We start from the raw sequence: 20,005 nt of genomic DNA on the forward strand, positions 1-20,005 counted from the left end.
CGAGGACCATGAGCACTTCCGGTCCATGGTCGAAGAGTTCGTCCGGCACGAGATCTCCCCGTATGTGGAGGAGTGGGAGCAAGCGGGCCGTATCGAACCGAGTTTGCAGTCCAGGGCGGGCGAGCTGGGACTCCTCGGGCTCTCGGTACCCGAGATGTACGGCGGCGGCGGCGCCCGCGACTACCGGTTCCGCTGTGTGATCATGGATGAACTCGCGCAGGCGGGCGCGGCCGCGGTGAACGCCGCGTTGGGAGGTTTCGACGATCTCGTCGGCCCGTATCTCGTCGATCTCGCCACCGAGGAGCAGAAGAAGAGGTTGCTGCCCCGGCTGTGTTCGGGTGAACTCCGCAGCGCGATCGCCATGACCGAACCGGACGCCGGAAGTGACCTGCGCGGCATCCGCACCAATGCGGTGCGCGACGGCGGCCACTGGGTCCTCAACGGCAGCAAGACCTTCATCACGAGCGGGGGCCGGGCCGATGTGGTGGTGACCTTCGCCCGGACCGGCGAGCGGGAGTTCAGCCTGTTCCTCGTGGAGAACGGGACACCGGGTTTCGTGCGCGGCCGCCACCTGGACAAGCTGGGGCAGCGGGGTGAGGACGTGTCCGAGATGTTCTTCGACGACGTACGTCTCCCTGCGGACAACCTCCTGGGCGTGGAGGGAGCCGGATTGCGGCACCTGATGGAACGGCTGCCGAAGGAACGTATGTCCATCGCGTACTACGGCCTGGCCGCGGCCGAGGCCGCCCTCTCCTGGACACTCGCGTACACCAAGGAGCGGAGGGCTTTCGGCCGGCGCGTGGCCGACTTCCAGAACACCAGGTTCGCGCTCGCCGAGCTGTCGACGGAGATCGACGTGACCCGCGCCTATGTGGACCGTTGTGTGCTCGCCCTCAACGAGGAGACGTTGACCGCCGTCGATGCGGCCAAGGCGAAGTGGTGGGCCACCGAACTGCAGAACCGCACCATCGACCGCTGTCTCCAACTCCACGGCGGCTACGGCTATATGCGGGAGTACCCGATCGCCCGCGCGTACGCGGACGCCCGTGTCACCACCATCTACGGGGGCACCACGGAGATCATGAAAGAGATCGTGGGCCGGGACCTCGTCGGCGAGGACGTTCCGGTACTTCACTGATCGTGCCCGCCGCCGCCATCATTCACCCCTGTTTTCCCCACGCTGCCGCATGCGGGCCCACCCGGCGGCCGGGCCCGCATGCGGCAGGCGCGTCAGGACCGGCCGATCACCAGGCCGGTCCTGACCCGCTCCTGACCGGCGTCCGCCTCGCATGCTCTGCCCCGGCTTCGGGCACTGCGAAGTTGCCCGAATCGAGACGCCGGTGCGCGACGGTGAGGCGACCCGGTAGCGGGCGCGACCCTTTGCCGTGCAGGTACATCCACCCGCGGCGGACTCGATACGGGAGCGCTTCACACGGCCCGCCCGACGACCCCGGGGGCGCCGGCGGACTGCCGGATGCCTGGCCGGCCGGCCCGAACGTCCGGGTGCGGAGCGGAGCGGAGCGGTGCAGTCGCAGGCCCGAGGGCCCGCCGGATCAGCGATACGGTCGACCGCCGCGACACGCCCGGCTCCTCGGCCATTGCCCGGGTGGACCAGTGTGTGGCGCGCTTCGGCGTCGACTCCGGCGCCCTGATGGCCACCGCGGCGACCTGCTCATCCGTGAACGTTCCGGGCCGCCGGGCCGTGGCATGTCACCCGGCCCGGCGAACCCGTTCCTCGTCCGACAGGATCAACTCGGCCTTCGGCCGCCCCATACGCGCCATCCCACAAGCCCGAGCCGGGTCGGCATCGGCAGATGGTCTCGGGCCTGTCCTCGAAGTCCCGCCTGCCCGGCGGCACCCGGCACGCACGCGCGGCTTCGAGGACAGGCCCCGGCACCATCGCCCGGCGGGGCGGTGGTGCGCTCGCGTCAGGTGTTGTTGAGCCTGCGGCGCAGGACCTTCCCGGCTGGTGACTTCGGGATCGCGTCGATGAACTCGACGGCCCTGACGCGTTTGTAGGGAGCGACACGGGCGGCCACCCAGTCCAGCAGGTCCTGGGGGTCGATCGGTCGCTTGGCCACAACGAACGCCTTCGGTGCCTCGCCGCCGGTCGGATGCGGCATCCGGACGACGGCGGTGTCGGCGATGTCGGGGTGGGTGCGCAGTACGGCCTCAAGTTCCGCGGGCGCGATCTGGTAGCCCTTGTACTTGATCAGTTCTTTGAGCCGGTCGACGATGAAGAAGCGGCCCTGTTCGTCGATCCGGGCGATGTCGCCGGTGTGCAGCCAGTCGTCGGTGAAAGTCGCCGCGGTCGCTTCCGGGTCGGCCAGGTATCCGGCCATCACCTGCGGGCCACGTATCCACAATTCCCCGGCTTCTCCGGGCAGTGCGTCCTCGCCACTGAGCGGGTCGACCAGCCGGGCTTCGGTCGCCGGCAGCAGTCGGCCGACGGAGCCGGGGGGCGTCTCCGCGAAGTCCTCGTCGTACGCGCAGTGCGTGGCGGGGCTGGTTTCGGTCATTCCATACCCCTGGCGGATCAGGCATCCGATGCGCTCCTCGGCGGCGGCTGCCAGACCTTCGTCCAGGGGAGCGGCTCCGGACACGGCTCCCCGCATGGCGGACAGGTCGTACTCGTCGACTTCGGCCGCCTGGGCGAGATCGAGAATCATCGGCGGGGCGAGGTGGCCCCGGGTGACGCCGTAGCGCTGGACGGCGCCCAGGTAGGCACGGAGCCGATAGCGCGGCAGGGTGACAACGGTCGCGCCGACGCGTAGTGCGGCGCCGAGGAGGACGGTCAGGGCGTAGACGTGGAAGAAGGGGAGTACGGCGCACAGCACGTCGTCCTCGTTCGTACGCCAACTGAGCCTGAGCTGTTCGAGATTGGCGACTACGTTGCGGTGCGTCAGCATCACACCCTTCGACGTGCCCGTGGTCCCGCTGGAGTACGGGAGGAAGGCGAGCGCGTGAGCGGGATCGCAGGTGAACGCCGGTGGTGTCGGCCGGGCGTCTGCCACGAGATCGTCCCAGGATCCGCGGTGCGGATGGGAGCCGAGGACGAAGACCATGTCCACCCCGGCTTGTTGAGCCGCCTCGATCCCCTTCTCGGCGAAGGCCTGCGCGACGATGAGCACGCGCGTCCGCGAATCCTTGAGCTGTCTGACGATCTCTTCCGTCGTCAGCACAGGATTGAGCGGCGAGACCACCGCCCCGGCCCGGAGCACGGAGTGGAGGGCCACAGCGAATCTGGGCTGGTTGTGGCTCATGACCGCGACGACGTCACCCGGCAGAACGCCTGCCGCGCTGAGACCGTTCGCGCCGCGGTCCGTGTGCCGTACGAGTTCGCCGTAGGTGAGTTCTTCGCCGGTGTCCGCGTCGATGAGCGCGGTCTTGTCCTCTCGGGAGAACGCACCGGCAAGCACATGGTCAGAGAGGTGCGCACTCGGGACGCTGAGTCCGGAGATGTGACTGCGATAGATCACGTCGGCTCCTGAGAGAGAGGAGGATGAAAAGAAAGCTAGACACTTACTTCACGCGCGTCAATGAAGTGTTAACTATTTCCCTCGAAGTCTTCCGTGGCACAGTGCATCCGACGGGATCACTGCCGGGCGGCGGAAGGGTGCGTTCATGGCGGGCACGGGGGCCGAGGCGATGGCCGGGCATCGAAGGCGCCCGCAGCAGTTACTGCTGGCCCTCCTGGGCACGTTTGTCGTGGACCGGCGGGACGAGCCGGTGGCGTCCCGGGTCTTCATCCACCTCCTGGGGAATCTCGGGGTCGGCGAGATGGCGACGCGCGCGACGCTGAGCCGCATGGTCGACAAGGACCTGCTGGAGAAGCGGAAGGAGGGGCGGACGGCGCTCTTCGGCCTGACCGGCAGCGCGGAGCGGATGCTCCGCGACGCGGGCGAGCGGGTGCGCTCACGGACTCCGTTCACACCTTCCGAGGACACCTGGACGCTGTTCACCTTCTCCCTGCCCGAGTCCCGCCGCGAGGTGCGGGATCAGCTGCGGGCCCGCCTGGTGTGGGCCGGCTTCGGCTGTCTGCGCGACGGGCTGTGGATCGCACCGGGCCGCGCCGACCTCGACCGGGTGGTGTCAGGGACCCCTTTGGCCGAGGCCGTGGCCGAGTCGGGCGGATTCCTCGCCCAGCCCCTTCCCTCCACACCCATGGCGGCCTTCGTGGAACGCGCCTGGGACCTGACGGCTCTGCGTGCCGAGCACGACCACTTCCAGCGGAGGTGGAGCACGAGCCGGACACCGGAAGGGAACGCGGCCACACAGCTCACCTCCCTGACCGCCGACTGGCTGCACCTGCTCCGCACCGATCCCGGTCTGCCCGCCCGGCACCTGCCCGCGGACTGGCCGTCGGCGAAGTCCTCGGACATCTACCGGCAGCTCCGGGGCCGGCTGGAGAAGGCCGCGTACACGGCGTTCGACGAGCTGGTGGCTTCCGCGACGCCACCGAGCGGATCGCGGGCCTCACGCGCCTGAGCCGACGAGCGAGCCGATGCGAGGAGCGCCGACCCCATCTTATGCAACAAGTTGCAAAAAAGCGGGTGGGCCTCTAGAACTGATGGCACACAGCGATGAAGGAGCCGTACCGATGAACGAGTTCCCGCACCTGCTGAGCCCGCTCGATCTCGGGTTCACCGTGCTTCCCAACCGTGTGCTCATGGGCTCGATGCACCTCGGCCTGGAGGAGGCCGAGCGTGGCTTCGAGCGGATGGCCGCCTTCTACGCCGAGCGGGCCCGGGGCGGAGTCGGGCTCATCGTCACCGGCGGGATCTCGCCGGACGAACGAGGCGGGTCCGCTCTCGGCAGCGCGAAGCTCACGACCGAGGCCGAAGCCGAGCAGCACACACTCATCACCGAGGCGGTGCACAAGGAGGGCGGCCGGGTCGCGCTCCAGTTGCTGCACGTCGGCCGATACGCCCACCATGCCGAGCTGGTCGCCCCAAGCGCGATCCGTGCCCCGATCAGCCCGTACACGCCGCGCGCGCTGGCCGACGACGAGGTCGAGGAGACGATCGAGGGATTCGTCCGGGCGGCTGGACTCGCCAAGGCGGCCGGCTACGACGGCCTTGAGATCATGGGCTCCGAAGGCTATTTGATCAATGAGTTCATCGCCGCCGCGACCAACCACCGCACCGACCGCTGGGGCGGCTCCTACAAGAACCGGATACGCTTCCCGGTGGAAATCGTGCGCAGGGTGCGCGAACGCGTCGGATCCGAGTTCATCCTGGTCTACCGGCTGTCGATGCTCGACCTCATGCCCGGTGGCAGCACCCTGGACGAGGTTGTGACGCTCGCCAAGGCGGTGGAGGCCGCGGGCGCCACGATCATCAACACGGGGATCGGCTGGCACGAGGCCCGCGTTCCCACCATCGCCACCCTGGTACCCCGCGCCGCCTTCTCCTGGGTCACCAAGGAACTCATGGGCGCGGTCTCCGTCCCACTGGTGACCAGCAACCGCATCAACACCCCCGAAGTCGCGGAGCGGCTTCTCGCCGACGGCTGCGCGGACATGGTCTCGATGGCCCGGCCGTTCCTCGCGGACCCGCACTTCCTCACCAAGACGCGCTCAGGACACACCGACACCATCAACACCTGCATCGCCTGCAACCAGGCATGCATCGATCACACACTCAGCAAGAAGGTCACCTCCTGCCTGGTCAACCCGCGGGCCTGCCATGAGACAGAACTGGTACTCACCCCCGTCCGCCGCCGCAAGAGACTGGCGGTGATCGGGGCCGGGCCCGCCGGTCTGGCGCTGTCGGTGGCCGCCGCCGAACGCGGCCACGACGTCACACTGTTCGAGGCCGCTGACGAGATCGGTGGCCAGCTCAACCTCGCCCGGCGGGTTCCCGGCAAGGAGGAGTTCGACGAAACCCTGCGCTACTTCCGCGTCCAGCTCGCCGCACACAGAGTGAACGTCCGTCTGGGCACGCACGTCACCGCCGAGAACCTCAAGGCCGGCTCCTACGACGAGATCGTGATCGCGACGGGTGTGACCCCCCGCGTTCCGGAGATACCGGGCGGCGACCGCCGGGAGGTCGTCAGCTACTGGGACGTGCTGCACGGGCGGACCCCGGTGGGACGACGGGTGGCGATCATCGGAGCAGGCGGCATCGGCTTCGACATCGCGGCATACCTCACTGATCCAGGAGACAAGGCGAGCCTCCGTCCGGACGCCTACTTCCAGCGCTGGGGTGTCGACACCGCGTACCGCACCGGTGGGGGCCTGCGCTCCCCTCGGCAGTCAGCCACGCGTCGAGCGGTCCACCTCCTCCAGCGCAAGCCCGGCAAGGTCGGCGCCAACCTCGGCACCACCACCGGATGGATCCACCGAGCCGAGCTGAGGCACCGCGGCGTCACCGTGATCGCGGGGGTGACGTACCGGCGCATCGACGACGAGGGACTGCACATCACGGTCGACGGGGACGAGCGCGTCATCCCCGTCGACACCGTGGTGCTGTGCGCGGGCCAGAACGCGAACCGGGCCCTGTACGAGGAACTGCGCGACGCGGGATTTCCGGTCCATGTCATCGGAGGCGCGGACGTGGCCGCCGAGCTCGACGCCAAGCGAGCGATCCGCCAGGGAACGGAGCTGGCGGCGGCGCTGTGAGAGTCTTGCCGGGCGCTTCTAGGATTCCGCCATGTCCCTGAAACACGCGATCCTCGCCGCCTTGATGGAACGTCCCTCCTCCGGGCTGGAGCTGGCCCGGAGGTTCGACCGGTCCATCGGCTTCTTCTGGACGGCGACTCACCAGCAGATCTACCGTGAGCTGGCGCGCCTGGAGGACCACGGCCTGATCCGCGCCATACCGACAGAGCGCCCAGGCCAGGGGCAACGCAAGGAGTACGAGGTGCTCTCCGGGGGGCGCGAGGAACTGACGGCATGGGTGGCCCTCACCGATGCCCCCAGACCCTCCCGCGAACCGCTGATGCTGCGGCTGCGCGCGGCCGCCGTCCTCGGGCCGGGCTCCGGAGACACTCTGGTTCTCGAACTGGAACGCCATCTCGAACTCCACCGACAACAACTGTCGGAGTACGAGGACATCGAGAAGCGCGACTTCCCTGAGCCGATGGTGGCCGCCGCGGAATCCGATCGCCTGCGCCACCTCGTCCTCCAGGCCGGTATCGGCATGGAGAGGTTCTGGGTCGCGTGGCTGGACCAGGCCCTGACGAGCCTGCGGGAGTAGTCCTCGTCGGCGGCCGGCATCCCCGCACATTCCCAGGTCCGGGGGGCAAGCTGCGGCCGAGCCTCCCGGACCCGCCGTGCCGGCACCCGCACACGGTGCGGATGATCACGGCAGCTACCCGCCACACGACCGGCGCCGGGAGGCCCCCTCCCCCGCTCCCCGAGGGATCCACGGGACAGCGGAACCCGTGGTTCCGACGGCTCGAGAAGCCGCCGTCATACATATTGTGCAACTAGTTGCAACCGTGGGACTGTGGCCGGACTCTTCTCCCCCCGGAGCGAAAGGTGCAGCGCCATGTCCCAAGCCGATCCAGGTCCACGCCCCCGAGCCACAACCAACTCCAACCGTCGCCGCTTCACCATAGGAGGCGTGGCCACGGCCGCGCTGGCGCTCGGACCGTCCGCCCCGGCCCACACAGATACCGGCAACGGCCGGGGTCAGTCGTCTCCCTCGCCGGTCGAGGGCACATGTGAGCCGGGGTTCGCGCGCGTCCGCAAGGCATTCGAAGAGAACTTTCGCCGCCGCGGCGAGGTGGGCGCCTCCGTCTGCGTCTACCACGACGGAAAGAAGGTCGTCGACCTCTGGGGCGGGGTGGCCGACCCCGCGGCAAAGCGCGCCTGGTACCGCGACACGACCGTGGGCATGATGTCGGTCGGCAAGAGCATGGCCGCTCTCTGCGTCTTCATGCTCGCCCACCAGGGCAAGTTGGACCTCGACAAGCCCGTGGCGGCCTACTGGCCAGAATTCGCCCAGGCCGGCAAGGCGGAGATCACCGTGCGGACCCTGCTGCAGAGCAAGGCGGGTCTGCTCTACGCGGACGCGGCACCCGACGGCTCCGGCTACGACTGGAAAACCATGATCCACGCCTTCGAGGTCCAGGAACCCGTGTGGAGGCCCGGGACCAAGGGCGGCTACCACTCGATGAGCATGGGCTTCCTGCTGGGCGAACTCATCCGCCGCGTGGACGGACGCCACCTCGACCGCTTCTTCGACGACGAGGTCGCCGGGCCTCTCGGGGTCGACTACCGCTACGGCCTCCGGAGGGCGGACTTCCAGCGGACGGCGAAGATCATTCCGAACCCCGACAACGGGTCCCTCGGGCAGATCATGACACCCGGTACGAAGATGTACCGTGCCTGGCGCGTCCGCCCCTACGCCAAGGACCCGAACAACGATCCGGGCTACCTCATGGCCCGGTTCCCGTCGTCCAACGGTCAGGGCAATGCCCGCTCGGTCGCCCGCGTCTACGCCGTGCTCGCCAATTGGGGCGAACTGGACGGCGTGAAGCTGGTCTCCCGCGACATGGTCGAACAGGCCAGGACCGTGAGCTGGGAGGGCACCTGCCAGATGACGGACCGCTACACGCGGTACGGCTGCGGCTTCCTGCTGCCCGAGAAGACGTTGATGCCCTGGCCCGGAAAGCATGCCTTCGGACACCCAGGGCTCGGAGGTTCCGTCGGCATCGCCGACCCGGAGTCCGGCCTCGCCTTCAGCTACAGCCCCAACTACCTCGCCGGCGGCGCGGGCCTGGGCGAGCGTTGTACCGCGCTGATCCAGGCCCTCTGGGATACCAGGAGCCACTAGCGTCCCCCCGGGTGCGGCCGTCGGTCCTGGCAGGTCCGGTGTCGGTGCCGGCGGCCGCGCGCGGGCGGGGGCGTTCGGCTCATGGGCGGAGCGCTCCTTCGAGTTCTGCCAGTACACGGTTGGCGATGGCGAAGGCCGAGTTGGCCGCCGGGACGCCGCAGTAGATCGCGGCCTGCAGCAGCACCTCTCCGATCTCCGCCGCGGACAGTCCGTTGGAGCGGGCCGCTCGGACGTGCATGGCCAGTTCCTCGTGGTGGCCGAGGGCGACCAGGGCGGTGAGGGTGAGGCAGCTGCGCGTGCGCCGGTCCAGCCCCGGGCGGGTCCAGATCTCGCCCCAGGCGTAGCGAGTGATCAGATCCTGGAACGGCTCGGTGAACGCGGTGGTACCGGCCACCGCGCGGTCCACGTGTGTGTCGCCGAGGACGGCGCGGCGCTCCGCCATACCGGCGGCGTGCGTCTCCTCGCGTGTCACTCCCGCCGTGTCCGGGGCCGGGTCGAGGTGGTCGAGCAGCGCGGCGAGCACGCGCCGCGGCTGCTCGGCGGGGGCGAGGTGTGCGGCCCCGGGGATCTCCAGCAGGGTCGCGCCACGAATGCCGTCGGCGAGTTCCCGGGCCTTGACCGGTGGAGTGGCCAGGTCGTCGCGTCCGGCCACGACGAGTGTGGGCGCGCTGATCCGCCGCAGTTCGGCGCGCAGATCGAATCCGGCCAGGGCGTCACAGCAGGCGGCGTAGCCGTCCCGGTCGCAGGCTCTGAGGTCCTCGACCAGGGCGCCGGCGGTCGGCGTCCCGGCGAAGGCCGGGGTGAACCAGCGCGCGGGCGCGTCGGCGGCAAGCTGGTCCAGGCCCTCCGTACGCACCAGCGTGGCCCGCGCCTGCCAGGTCGCCGGCTCGGCGAAGTGGGCCGCGGAGCAGACGACCGCCAGCGATGCCACCCGGTCGGGGTGGTGGACGGCCAGCCAGGTGCCGACCGCACCGCCGAGCGAGACCCCCGCGTAGGCGAACCGGTCGACGCCGAGCGCGTCGGCGAGGGCGAGCACCAGCGCGCCGAGGTCGGCGACGGTGGTGTGCCCGGGTTCGAGGTCCGGCAGCACGGAAGCGGGCGTGCCGCCCTGGCCCGGGAGGTCCCAGCGGATCACCCGGTGTCGCCGCGACAGCGCGGGGCCGAGTGCGTCCCAGAGTCTCAGGGAGGTGCCCAGGGACGGGCCGAGAAGCAGCGGGGCAGCATTGTCGCGCCCGTCGACACGGTGGTGGAGCAGCGTGGTCGACGTCTTCGGTGACGTCATGACAAGTCCTCCGAGTGGTCGTGAGGGTGCCCCGGGCCACGGCGCAGGGCTCGGTCGGTGAGCGGCGCCGCGGCGCCGAGGTAGCCGGTCGGATCGAGCAGATGCCGCAGCCGTTTGGGGGCGAGCAGGCCGGCGAGCGCAGGATCCTCCTCCAGTGCCTCGTCCAGACCCAGGCCCTCAGCCGCGGCCGCCCGGGAGACACGGGTGAGCAGGCTGCGCGCCTCGGTCCGGCCGACCATCGGTTCGAAGGCCGCGACGAGGCGCTCGGAGACGATCAGCCCTTCCGTCAGTTCGAGGTGGGCGCGCATTCGGTAGTCGGCCACCCGCAGCCTGGAGACCATCCGGGCGGCGTCATTGGCCGCTCCGCCGACCAGGCGCAGGGCTTCGCGCAGGGTTTCCCACTCGGCATGCCAGGCGCCGGCCGGGCGCTCGTCCTCGGCGACCATGGAACCGAAGAGCACCGCCGCGAGCTGCGGCAGGCGTCGCGCGGCGGAGGCGATGAGCGTGGCCCGGACCGGATTGGACTTGTGCGGCATGGCCGACGAGCCGCCGCCGCTGCCTTCCGCCACCTCGGCGATCTCCGTGCGGGAGAGCACCAGCACATCGGCGGCGATCTTGCCGAGCGCGCCGCCGACCAGGGCCAGCGCCGCTCCCAGGTCCGCGACCGGCATGCGCAGCACGTGCCATGGCAACAGCGGCTCGGCGAGCCCCAGTTGCCGCGCGTACCGGGCGGAGAGCGGCAGCGCCTGTTCCCCGAAGGCGGCCAGCGTGCCTGCGGCGCCGCCCAATTGGGCGGGCAGTGCAACGGCGGCGAGCCGGTCCCTGGCGTCCAGGACCAGGTGTCGCCAGCCGGCCGCCTTGAGTCCGAAGGTGGTCGGTACGGCGTGCTGGGTGAGCGTGCGGCCGGGCATCGGTGTGTCGCGGTGCGCGGCGGCGAGCCCGGCCAGCGTCTCGGCGGTACGGTCCAGGTCGGCCAGGATCAGCCGACGGGTACGGAAGGCCATCAGCATCAGCGCGGAGTCAAGGATGTCCTGGCTGGTCGCGCCTCGGTGGACGTGGTCGGCGGCGCTCGGGACGGCCGCGGTGAGATCCGCGACCAGCGGGATGACCGGATTGCCCACGCCCCTGGCCCGCAGCGCGAGCGAGCGGGCGTCGAAGCGCTCGGCGTGCGCGGCGGCGGTGACGGCGTCGGCCGCCTCGGCGGGTACGAGGCCGAGTTCGGCCTGCGCCCGCGTCAGTGCCGCCTCGGCGTCGAGCATGGCCTGGAGGAAGCCGTGGTCGCCGGTCGCGGCCTCGGCCGGCGAACCCGCCTTGCCGGGCGCCAACAGGCCGATGTCGGCGGGGATGTCAGCGGAACTCAAGGAAGACCGTCTCCTCTCCTGGGCTCCCTTGCAGACGGATGTCGAAGCGGTAGACACCGTCGCGTTCCGGAACGGCCAGCAGCGTCGTGCGCCGGTCGGCCGGGAGACCGCGGAGCAGCATGTCGTCCTCGTGGCCCGGCAGGTAGGCGCGGGTGTGCAGATGGTGCGTCAGGCCGCGGGCGAAGACGACGACGCCGAGGTAGGGCGCGTCGGCGGGTGGTGGCAGCGTACGCAGCGTGTAGTGGCCGTCGGCGTCCACGGCAACGCGGCCGAAGCCGGTGAAGTCCACCCCGTGACGGCCGAGGACCGCGCCGGTGACGGGGTCGCGGCGCATCGAGCCCGGCGCACCGGCCCGTGAACCCTCCGGGCTCGCCTGCCAGAACTCCACCAGCGCGTCGGGAACCGGCCGCTCCTCGCCGTCCAGCACGCGTCCGTGCAGGGTCATGGCACGCGGGTCGCCGACCGGTGCGACGTCCCCGCCGCCCGCGAAGGGCAGTGCGTAGCCGAAGAAGGGGCCCACGGTCTGAGAGGGGGTGATGTCCCTCGCGGTCACGTTGCCTCATCCTCCCGCTGCTCGGTCCAGGTGGCTCCGGGGCCGTCGAGGACGATGTCGAAGCGGTAGCCCAGCGACCATTCGGGCTGGGACAGGTCGTGGACGAATGCGGCGATCAGCCGCTCGCGGGCCGCCGGGTCGGTGATGGACTGGTAGATCGGGTCATGTGGGAAGAGCGGATCGCCCGGGAAGTACATCTGGGTGATCAGGCGCTGTGTGAACGCGGTACCGAAGAGCGAGAAGTGGATGTGTGCCGGACGCCAGGCGTTGTGGTGGTTGCGCCACGGATACGCGCCCGGCTTGATGGTGGTGAACGCGTAGCCTCCCTGGTCGTCCGTCAGGCAGCGTCCGAGGCCTGTGAAGTTGGGGTCGAGCGGCGCCGGGTGCTGGTCACGCTGGTGGGCGTAGCGGCCGGAGGCGTTGGCCTGCCAGATCTCGACGAGTTGGTGGCGCACGGGGCGCCCGTCGCGGTCGAGCACCCGGCCGGTGACGGTGATGCGCTCGCCCAGCGGCTCGCCGGAGTGCCGGCGGGTCAGATCGCTGTCCAGCGCGGTCACGTCGGTGCGGCCGAAGACCGGGCCGGTCAGCTCGACTGCCTCCGGGTCCTTGATCAGGACCAGCGGCTGGGTGGGGTGACGCAGTTGTGAGCTGCGATAGGGGGCGTAGGAGCGGGACGGGTGGACGCGGCCGTCCGGTCGGATCGCCGCCATCTCCGTGTCGATCACGCTCTGGTCGGTGAGTTCGCTCATCTGCTTGTCCTTTCTGCGGTTCAGCGCTCAAGCACGAGGGCGAGGCCCTGCCCGACGCCGATACACAGCGTGGCAAGGCCGGTGCCCGCGCCGCGGGCCGCGAGTTGGTGGGCGACGGAGCCGACGAGGCGGGCACCGGAGGCTCCGAGGGGGTGGCCCACGGCAATCGCGCCGCCGCGCGGGTTGACCTTGGCCGGATCCAGCTCGGGCAGTTCCGCCAGGCAGCCGAGGGCCTGGGCGGCGAACGCCTCGTTCAGCTCCACGGTGAGCAGGTCGTCGAAGCCGATGCCGGCCCGCTCCAGGGCGCGGCGGCCGGCCTCGACCGGTCCGAGGCCGAACCACTGGGGCTCGACCGCGCTGACCGCTCCCGCGCGGATCCGCGCCAGCGGTTCGCGGCCGAGTTCGCCCAGCGCGCGCTCGCCGACCAGGAGCAGAGCCGCGGCGCCGTCGTTGAGCGGGGAGGCGTTGCCCGCGGTCACTGTGCCGTCGGGGAGGAAAGCAGGCTTCAGACGCGCCATCGACTCGGGTGTGCCACCGTCACGGACGCACTCGTCGCGCGGCAGGTCCACCCAGTCGACCGGGACGATCTCGGCGTCGAGCAGGCCGTCCCGCCAGGCGCGCGATGCCTTCTCGTGGCTGGCGAGTGCGAAGAGGTCCTGCTCCTCGCGGCTGATCATGTGCTTGGCGGCGATCAGTTCGGCGCTCTCGCCCAGCGGTACGGTCCACTCGGTCGGCATGAGCCGGTTGACCATCCGCCAGCCGAGCGTGGTCGAGTGGAGCTCCTGGTGCCCGGCGGGGAAGCCGCGCTCAGGCTTGGGCAGCACCCAGGGAGCTCGGCTCATGGACTCGACACCGCCGGCCACGACGATGTCCGCGTCACCGACACGGATGGCGCGGGTTGCCTGGATCACCGCCTCCAAGCCGGAGCCGCAGAGCCGGTTGACGGTCACGCCGGGCACGCTGACGGGCAGCCCGGCCAGCAGTACGGCCATCCGGGCGACGTTGCGGTTGTCCTCCCCCGCGCCGTTGGCGTTGCCGAGCACGACGTCGCCGATCCGGCCGGGGTCCAGCCGCGGGGTGCGTGCCAGCAGCGCCGCGATCACGCCGGCGGCCAGGTCGTCGGGGCGGACGCCCGACAGGGCCCCGGCGTATCTGCCGAACGGGGTGCGCACGGCGTCGACCACGTAGACGTCACTGCTTTGCTCGTACATGCTCACGCCTCCCTCGGGCGCAGCACCACGGCGGCGGTACGTTCTCGGATCTTGTCGGCCGTGACACCCGGGGCGAGCTCGACCAGGTGCAGCCCTTCCTCGGTGACGTCGAGGACGCCGAGGTCGGTAATGACGCGGTCGACGCAGCGGCGGCCGGTCAGCGGCAGGGTGCAGTCGGCGACGATCTTCGCGCTGCCGTCCTTGGCGGTGTGCTCCATCACGACGATGACCTTGCGGGCGCCGTGGACCAAGTCCATCGCGCCGCCCATGCCCTTGATCATCTTGCCGGGGACGGCCCAGTTCGCCAGGTCCCCGCGGGCGGAGACCTGCATCGCGCCCAGCACGGCTACGTCGATGTGGCCCCCGCGGATCATGCCGAAGGAGAGGGCGGAATCGAAGAAGGCCGCCCCGGGGACGACGGTGACGGTCTCCTTGCCCGCGTTGATCAGGTCGGGGTCGACGCGGTCCTCGGTCGGGTAGGGGCCGACGCCGAGTATGCCGTTCTCGGACTGCAGCATGACGTCAACGCCCTCGGGCAGGTGATTCGGGATCAGCGTCGGCAGGCCGATGCCGAGGTTGACATAGGAGCCGTCGGGCAGTTCGCGGGCGGCTCGGGCGGCCATCTCGTCGCGGGTCCAGCTCATCGGGCCGTCGCTCCCGTCTCGCGCACGGTCTTCTTCTCGATCCCCTTGGCCGCCGCCTGCTCCGGCGTGAGCTCCACCAGCCGCTGCACGAATACACCGGGCAGGTGCACCTCGTCCGGGTCGATCGCGCCGGGCTCGACCAGCTCCTCCACCTCGGCGATCGTGGTCCTGCCCGCCATCGCGGCGAGCGGGTTGAAGTTGCGCGAGGCCTTGTGGAAGACGAGGTTGCCGTGCCGGTCGCCCTTCGCGGCGCGCACCAGTGCGAAGTCGGTCGTGATGCCGCGCTCCAGGACGTAGTCGCGGCCGTCGTAGTCGCGTACCTCCTTGGCGGGCGACGCCACCGCGACGCTGCCGTCCGGGTGGTAGTGCCAGGGCATCCCGCCCTCGGCGACCAGAGTGCCGACGCCGGTGGGGGTGAAGAACGCGGGGATGCCCGCGCCACCCGCTCGCAACCGCTCGGCCAGCGTGCCCTGCGGAGTGAGCTCCAGCTCCAGCTCACCGGAGAGGTAGCGGCGGGCGAACTCCTTGTTCTCACCGATGTACGAACCGGTGACCCGGACGATCCGGCCGGCCGCGAGCAGGGTGCCGAGCCCGCCGGCGTCCACGCCGCAATTGTTGGAGACCACGCTCAGGCCCCCGGTGCCCTGCTGGTACAGGGTCTGGATGAGCACGTCGGGGACGCCGCTCAGCCCGAAACCGCCTACCGCCAGCGATGAGCCGTGACCGATGTCGGCCACAGCCTCGTCGGCCGATCGCACCACCTTGTCCATGTCTTCGCCCTTGTCCTTGTCAACCTTGCCGCGGCCCGCCCACACAGAGCGTGTTCGCCTGATGAACTATTCTTCATCTTCTGCCGTGCAGTGAGTGTCGAGTCGGCCATCGCGCCTGTCAAGGCCCCCTCCCCGATCGGCGCGCCTGAAGGGCGCCGATCGAAGGTACGGTTCGGAGTTGAGGAGGGACCATGCCGTCGACCACCGCCGACCCGCTCGTCGGTCCGCTCGAACGCGGACTCGCGGTCCTGCGTGCGCTCGCCCGCGCCCCCGGGGGACGGTTGCGGCCCAGCGAGCTGGTCACGCTGACCGGTCTGGCCCGGTCGCCCGTCGACCGGATCGCGACCACCCTGGTCCGGCTCGGGTACTTGCGCGAGGACGACCGTGAACTGGAGCTCGCACCCCGGCTGGCAGAACTCGGCCTGGCCTATCTGCGCAGCAGCGGCTTCCTCGACGGGCTCGGGCCGATGACCGAAGCGCTCGCCGACGAGCTGGAGGAGTCCGTCTCCCTGGCTGTCCCCGACGGCGACGCGGTGCGCTTCGTCGTGCAGAGCAACCGCCGACGCACGCTCTCCGTCTCCTTCCGCGTCGGCGACGCGCTGCCCGCCGAGCGCTGCGCCCCCGGCGAACTCTTCGCCGCCGACTGGGACGCCCAGCAGTATGCGCAGTGGCAGGATCGAGTCCGGGCCGACCCTTATGACGCGGGCTTCCCGGCCGTGCTGCCGCCCCGCGCCCGGCCGGCGGAGGCGGAGCTGCGCGCCCGCGCGGCCGAGGCGCGCGAGAACGGCTGGGCGCTCGACGACCAGCGGGTCGAACCCGGGCTGGTCGCCGTCGCCGTCCCCGTGCGCGACCAGGAGGGGCGCGTGGTCTGCGCGTTGAGCGTCGTCAGCCACACCAGCCGCCGTTCGGCGGAGGGGCTGCGCGACTTCGCGCTGGACCGGATGCGCGAGACAGCCGAGCGGATTAGCCGCGCGCTCACCGAACTCGGCGTCACGCCACCGGCTCGGGTCCCGGACGCGGATCACTCCCTGGACGCCAAGAGGGAGTTGGGGCCGGAGTACCTGCAGTCCCTGGCCCGAGGTCTGTCCGTGCTGGCCGTTCTCGACCGTCCGGCCGGAATGACGCTCTCCGCCGTGGCCGAAGCCACCGCCCTGCCTCGTGCCACGGCCCGGCGCTCACTGCTGACACTGCAACAGCTCGGTTACGTCGCCCTCGACGCGGGCGGCCGGTTCGCGCCGCTGCCCCGGGTGCTCGACCTCGGTTACTCGCCCCTGTCCACACTCTCGCTCGCGGAGTTGGCGCAGCCTCACCTGGCCGCGCTGGTCCGTGAGTTGCACGAGTCCGCCTCGGTCGCCGTGCTGGACGGCGACGACGTGCGCTACATCGCCCGCGTCGCCGCCGGGCGGATCATGAGTGTGTCGATCACGGTCGGTACGCGCTTCCCCGCGCACGCGACCTCGCTCGGCCGGGTGCTGCTCGCCGGACTCCCGAGCGAACGCCGCGCCCAGTGGTTGCGCGACGCGCACCTCAAGCCGTTCACCGACCGCACCGTCACCGGCGCGGACCGTCTCACCTCGGTCCTGGAGCAGGTGGCACACGACGGCTTCGCGCTGGTGGACCAGGAGTTGGAGGAAGGGCTGCGCTCGATCGCCGTCCCGCTCGTGGGACGCGACGGGCAGGTGATCGCCGCAGCCAATGTCTCCCTCCAGGCCGGCCGCACCTCCGCCGACGAGGCGCGCGGGACCGTCCTGCCCGCCCTGCGCGCCGCAGCCGGTCGGATCAGCGCCGATGCCGCGCTGGTCTCCGACGTGCATCTGCTGCCATTCGCCTGAGTCCGACTCTGCCGGTGGTCCTGGCCGTTGCCGCCGGGCCGCGGTCGGTCTCGCGCGCGGCAACGAACAGCACGGGGTGCTTCCTCTCGGTGTCGGAGCGGGTGTCGGCGTACTTCTGTGAGTGGCTCCGGCAAGATTTTCGTAACGGGAGATCATTTCGATGGCACGGTCGGCCGGTCCGGACAGTGGGCAGTCCCGACGTTCCTTGCCCGGCGGTGGTGATCCGGCATCGGGCGGCGATGCTTCATGATCTGTGCGCGTCAGCGCAGAGACACCGTCAGCCCGCCGCCGGCGTTCGGTTCGGCGTCGATGAGACGCTCGTGGGCCTGGGCGATCGCGGCGACGATGGACAGGCCGAGTCCCGCCCCCTCGCCCGGGGCCTGGTGCCGCTCGTTCAAACGACGGAAGGGCTCGAAGAGTCCTTGTACCGAGCCGGCTGGAACGACCGGGCCACTATTGGCGACGGCGAGTCCGTCCGGGCCCGTGCGCACGTGGACCCATCCGCCGGGCATGTTGTAGCGGATCGCGTTGCTCACGAGGTTGTGGACCAGTCGCTCGAGCAGGAGGGGGTCGCCATCGATGGTGCAGGGCTGCGTCTCCAGGTCGATCGTGAGCCCGTTCCGGGTGAGCTCGTCGGCGAGCCGGTGTACGACGGTGGCGGCGACCTCGTCCAGAGCGACCGGCTGTTGCCGCTCCAGACCGCGTTCCGACCTGGCGAGCAGCAGGAGTCCGTCGATCATGGCCTGACTGTGCTCGCTGGATTCGATCAGCCGGCCGCGGATGTAGGCGACCTGCTCGGGCCCGGGCCGGCCCGCCAGGCCGATCTCGGCCGCCGCTCGCTGCTTGGCGACGGAGGTGCGCAGTTCGTGCGCGGCGTTGGCCGCGAACCGGCTCTGGGCGGATAGGAGCTGCTCGATGCGGTCCAGCATGGCGTCGAAGGTGTCGGCCAGGTCCTTCAGCTCGCCCGGGGGCGCATCGAGAGCGATCCGTTCGTGAAGCGTCGTGCGGGAGAGACTGCGGGCGGTGCGAGTGATGACAGAGACGGGCTCCAGGACGCGTCCTGCCATCCACCACGCGAGGCCGACGGAGATGAGTGCGAAGACGGTCAGGGCTGCGAGCGAGACGAGAAGGAGCCGATGCAGGGCTGCCTGCTCGATGCTGGAGGTGAGGTGCATCGCCTCCGCTGAGCCCGGCCGGTCAATGATCGGCGCTCGTGAAGGCTGCGGGTCGGGAAGGTTCTTGATGTCGCGGGCGACCACGCCGCTGATGGACGCGTACAGGCCCTGCCGCAGCAGGAGGTAGACCAAGGCGATGAGTCCGCCGCCCGCGAGGAGTAGCAGCGTGGCGTACAGGGCGGTGAGGCGTCCGCGTTCGCCTCCCGGGAAGTGTATGGCGGTGCCGCGCGCGAGCTTCACGCGCGGAAGGCGACGTCGATGCGGTACCCCTCGCCGGGCACTGTCTCGATGACCGGCGGCTCTCCCAGTTTGTTGCGCAGGCGCGAGAGAGTGACTCGAGTGGCGTTGCTCTGGTAACTGATCTCCTCGGGCCACACGGCTTCGATCAGGTCATCCCGGGAGACGACGCCGCCGCCGGCGCGCATGAGTGTCTCGAGGACGGCGAACTCCTTGCGGGTGAGGGGGAGGGCCATGCCGTCGCGGGTGGCCTTGCGGCTGGTGGTGTCCAGCCGGATGCCGGCATGGGTCAGTACTGGCGGGAGAGCGGGCTGGGTACGGCGTCCGAGGGCGAGGACCCGGGCGAGGAGTTCGTCGTAGGCGAAGGGCTTGCCGAGGTAGTCGTCGGCGCCGAGCCCGAACCCCCGTACCTTCTCGTGCAGGTCCACGGAGGCGGTGAGCATGAGGATGCGTGTGGTGAGCTGCTGGGCGACGACACGGCGGCAGACCTCGTCGCCGTGAAGCCGCGGGAGGTCTCTGTCCAGGACCATGACGTCGTAGGCGCCGAACCGGAGCCTTTCCAGCGCTTCGACGCCGTCGGCGGCTGTGTCGACGGCGAGTGCGTCACGCCGCAGGCCCTCGGAGATCATCGTGGCCAGGAAAGCATCGTCCTCGACTACCAGCACGCGCATACGAGCCTCCCTGGGCAGCGACAGTGATTGCCCCCGCACCTGGACTCACGATCTTGTGACGATATCACCGCAGGTCAGAGTCTCCACGGTAGGTGTGTCGAGGGGCGGGCCGACACTCCAGATCTACCCCCTCTCGGTGTTTCGCCGCCGTAACGTCGGCCGTTAGAGCGGTGAGACGTCCGTTCGGGCGAGGGTCTGGAGGTCAAGTCCCGTACGACCCGAGGAGTCTTTCGTGAAGAAGAGCCAACGTGCTCAGATGTTCGCCGTAGCGGCACTGTCCGTTCTGGCCCTGGCAGTGGCGGGGTGTTCGCAGGGCGGCGAGGGCGGCAGTTCCGCGAACGACGCCTCCGCCGGTCAGTCGGCTGGTGGCAATGAGCAGGATCAGCAGCTCAAAGTCGAGGAATGCCTGCAGAAGCACGGAGTGACCATCAATGACGCCGAGTCCGGGAAGGGGCCGTCCGGTATCGACTACAACGACATGTCCGAGACCGAGATCAACGAGGTGAACAAGACATGCGGGGCGGACCAGATGTCCAGGCCCGACGAGCACACGCAGGTCGACCAGAAGACGAAGGACAAGATCCTGGACTACGCCCAGTGCATGCGGGACCAGGGGCTCGACTTCCCGGATCCCACGTTCGAGAACGGTGGGGCGATGATGCCGATGAACCCGTCGGACAACCCTGAGATCGTGGATCAGGACGCCAAGTGCCAGTCGAAGCTCGAAGGCTGAGGTG

General features: G+C 70.2%; 17 protein-coding genes. 7 read left to right on the forward strand and 10 right to left on the reverse strand.

Translation table 11 applies throughout. From position 1 onward, the window contains the following. On the forward strand, positions 1-1,138 hold a 1,138-nt coding region (locus P3L51_RS11985), incomplete at its 5' end, for an acyl-CoA dehydrogenase family protein (protein ID WP_354605123.1). A gap of 790 nt (positions 1,139-1,928) precedes the next feature. Here P3L51_RS11985 and P3L51_RS11990 read toward each other — a convergent pair. Then, a complete protein-coding gene (locus P3L51_RS11990; protein WP_354605124.1) occupies positions 1,929-3,479 on the reverse strand; it encodes an AMP-binding protein in 1,551 nt (516 codons plus the stop codon). Positions 3,480-3,624: 145 nt separating this feature from the next. Between P3L51_RS11990 and P3L51_RS11995 the strand changes: the two genes are divergently transcribed. From P3L51_RS11995 to P3L51_RS12010, 4 genes are all read left to right on the forward strand, one after another. Continuing rightward, entirely contained in the window at positions 3,625-4,488 is an 864-nt protein-coding gene (locus P3L51_RS11995) for a PaaX family transcriptional regulator (RefSeq protein ID WP_354605125.1), read from the forward strand. 112 nt (positions 4,489-4,600) lie between these two features. Further along, entirely contained in the window at positions 4,601-6,622 is a 2,022-nt protein-coding gene (locus P3L51_RS12000) for an oxidoreductase (protein ID WP_354605126.1), read from the forward strand. A gap of 31 nt (positions 6,623-6,653) precedes the next feature. Continuing rightward, positions 6,654-7,199, forward strand: coding sequence for a PadR family transcriptional regulator (locus P3L51_RS12005; protein WP_354605127.1), 546 nt, complete (start codon positions 6,654-6,656; stop codon positions 7,197-7,199). A gap of 369 nt (positions 7,200-7,568) precedes the next feature. After that, positions 7,569-8,783 (forward strand): serine hydrolase domain-containing protein, encoded by a 1,215-nt coding sequence (locus P3L51_RS12010; RefSeq protein ID WP_354605128.1) that lies wholly within the window; start codon positions 7,569-7,571, stop codon positions 8,781-8,783. A 79-nt stretch (positions 8,784-8,862) separates the two neighbouring features. Here the strand turns inward: P3L51_RS12010 and pcaDC are convergent, their stop codons facing one another. From pcaDC to P3L51_RS12045, 7 genes are read right to left on the reverse strand one after another with little or no spacing between them, the layout of a single operon-like run. After that, positions 8,863-10,065, reverse strand: coding sequence for a bifunctional 3-oxoadipate enol-lactonase/4-carboxymuconolactone decarboxylase PcaDC (gene pcaDC / locus P3L51_RS12015; protein WP_354605129.1), 1,203 nt, complete (start codon positions 10,063-10,065; stop codon positions 8,863-8,865). Continuing rightward, entirely contained in the window at positions 10,062-11,426 is a 1,365-nt protein-coding gene (pcaB, locus tag P3L51_RS12020) for a 3-carboxy-cis,cis-muconate cycloisomerase (protein WP_354605130.1), read from the reverse strand. The genes pcaDC and pcaB overlap by 4 nt, the downstream gene beginning before the upstream one ends. After that, entirely contained in the window at positions 11,413-11,979 is a 567-nt protein-coding gene (gene pcaG / locus P3L51_RS12025) for a protocatechuate 3,4-dioxygenase subunit alpha (RefSeq protein WP_354605131.1), read from the reverse strand. Before pcaG ends, pcaB begins: the two co-directional genes overlap by 14 nt. Beyond that, the gene (pcaH, locus tag P3L51_RS12030) at positions 11,976-12,728 is read right to left on the reverse strand and encodes a protocatechuate 3,4-dioxygenase subunit beta (protein WP_435594435.1); all 753 of its coding nucleotides are present in this window, start codon (positions 12,726-12,728) and stop codon (positions 11,976-11,978) included. The genes pcaG and pcaH overlap by 4 nt, the downstream gene beginning before the upstream one ends. Positions 12,729-12,748: 20 nt before the next feature. Beyond that, positions 12,749-13,939, reverse strand: a complete 1,191-nt coding sequence (locus P3L51_RS12035) for a thiolase family protein (protein WP_354605132.1) — start codon at positions 13,937-13,939, stop codon at positions 12,749-12,751. A gap of 2 nt (positions 13,940-13,941) precedes the next feature. Then, positions 13,942-14,583: a CoA transferase subunit B gene (locus tag P3L51_RS12040; protein WP_354605133.1), complete on the reverse strand. Its 642-nt coding sequence runs from the start codon at positions 14,581-14,583 to the stop codon at positions 13,942-13,944. Further along, a complete protein-coding gene (locus P3L51_RS12045) occupies positions 14,580-15,353 on the reverse strand; it encodes a CoA transferase subunit A (protein ID WP_354605134.1) in 774 nt (257 codons plus the stop codon). Before P3L51_RS12045 ends, P3L51_RS12040 begins: the two co-directional genes overlap by 4 nt. A gap of 191 nt (positions 15,354-15,544) precedes the next feature. Here P3L51_RS12045 and P3L51_RS12050 point away from each other — a divergent pair, with 191 nt between their 5' ends. Continuing rightward, positions 15,545-17,185 carry an IclR family transcriptional regulator domain-containing protein gene (locus P3L51_RS12050; protein WP_354605135.1) on the forward strand — a complete coding sequence of 547 codons (1,641 nt, stop codon included), beginning with the start codon at positions 15,545-15,547 and terminating at the stop codon, positions 17,183-17,185. A 260-nt stretch (positions 17,186-17,445) separates the two neighbouring features. Here P3L51_RS12050 and P3L51_RS12055 read toward each other — a convergent pair whose 3' ends face one another. Beyond that, on the reverse strand, positions 17,446-18,600 hold the full coding sequence (locus tag P3L51_RS12055; protein WP_354605136.1) for a sensor histidine kinase: 1,155 nt from the start codon (positions 18,598-18,600) through the stop codon (positions 17,446-17,448). Further along, positions 18,597-19,268 carry a response regulator transcription factor gene (locus tag P3L51_RS12060; protein ID WP_354605137.1) on the reverse strand — a complete coding sequence of 224 codons (672 nt, stop codon included), beginning with the start codon at positions 19,266-19,268 and terminating at the stop codon, positions 18,597-18,599. The genes P3L51_RS12055 and P3L51_RS12060 overlap by 4 nt, the downstream gene beginning before the upstream one ends. 232 nt (positions 19,269-19,500) lie before the next feature. Between P3L51_RS12060 and P3L51_RS12065 the strand changes: the two genes are divergently transcribed. Further along, complete coding sequence (locus P3L51_RS12065; protein ID WP_354605138.1) at positions 19,501-20,001, forward strand: hypothetical protein; 501 nt, start codon at positions 19,501-19,503, stop codon at positions 19,999-20,001. The last annotated feature ends 4 nt before the right edge of the window (positions 20,002-20,005 follow it).

This window comes from Streptomyces panacea (genome assembly GCF_040560175.1).
Classification (GTDB): domain Bacteria; phylum Actinomycetota; class Actinomycetes; order Streptomycetales; family Streptomycetaceae; genus Streptomyces; species Streptomyces panacea.

Coding starts and splice junctions, on each gene's coding strand:
- P3L51_RS11995 (WP_354605125.1), top strand. CDS start 3,625: ATGGCGGGCACGGGGGCCGAGGCGATGGCCGGGCATCGAAGGCGCCCG.
- P3L51_RS12035 (WP_354605132.1), bottom strand. CDS start 13,939: ATGTACGAGCAAAGCAGTGACGTCTACGTGGTCGACGCCGTGCGCACC.
- P3L51_RS12005 (WP_354605127.1), top strand. CDS start 6,654: ATGTCCCTGAAACACGCGATCCTCGCCGCCTTGATGGAACGTCCCTCC.
- pcaDC (WP_354605129.1), bottom strand. CDS start 10,065: ATGACGTCACCGAAGACGTCGACCACGCTGCTCCACCACCGTGTCGAC.
- P3L51_RS12050 (WP_354605135.1), top strand. CDS start 15,545: ATGCCGTCGACCACCGCCGACCCGCTCGTCGGTCCGCTCGAACGCGGA.
- pcaH (WP_435594435.1), bottom strand. CDS start 12,728: ATGAGCGAACTCACCGACCAGAGCGTGATCGACACGGAGATGGCGGCG.
- P3L51_RS12000 (WP_354605126.1), top strand. CDS start 4,601: ATGAACGAGTTCCCGCACCTGCTGAGCCCGCTCGATCTCGGGTTCACC.
- P3L51_RS12045 (WP_354605134.1), bottom strand. CDS start 15,353: ATGGACAAGGTGGTGCGATCGGCCGACGAGGCTGTGGCCGACATCGGT.
- P3L51_RS12040 (WP_354605133.1), bottom strand. CDS start 14,583: ATGAGCTGGACCCGCGACGAGATGGCCGCCCGAGCCGCCCGCGAACTG.
- P3L51_RS12060 (WP_354605137.1), bottom strand. CDS start 19,268: ATGCGCGTGCTGGTAGTCGAGGACGATGCTTTCCTGGCCACGATGATC.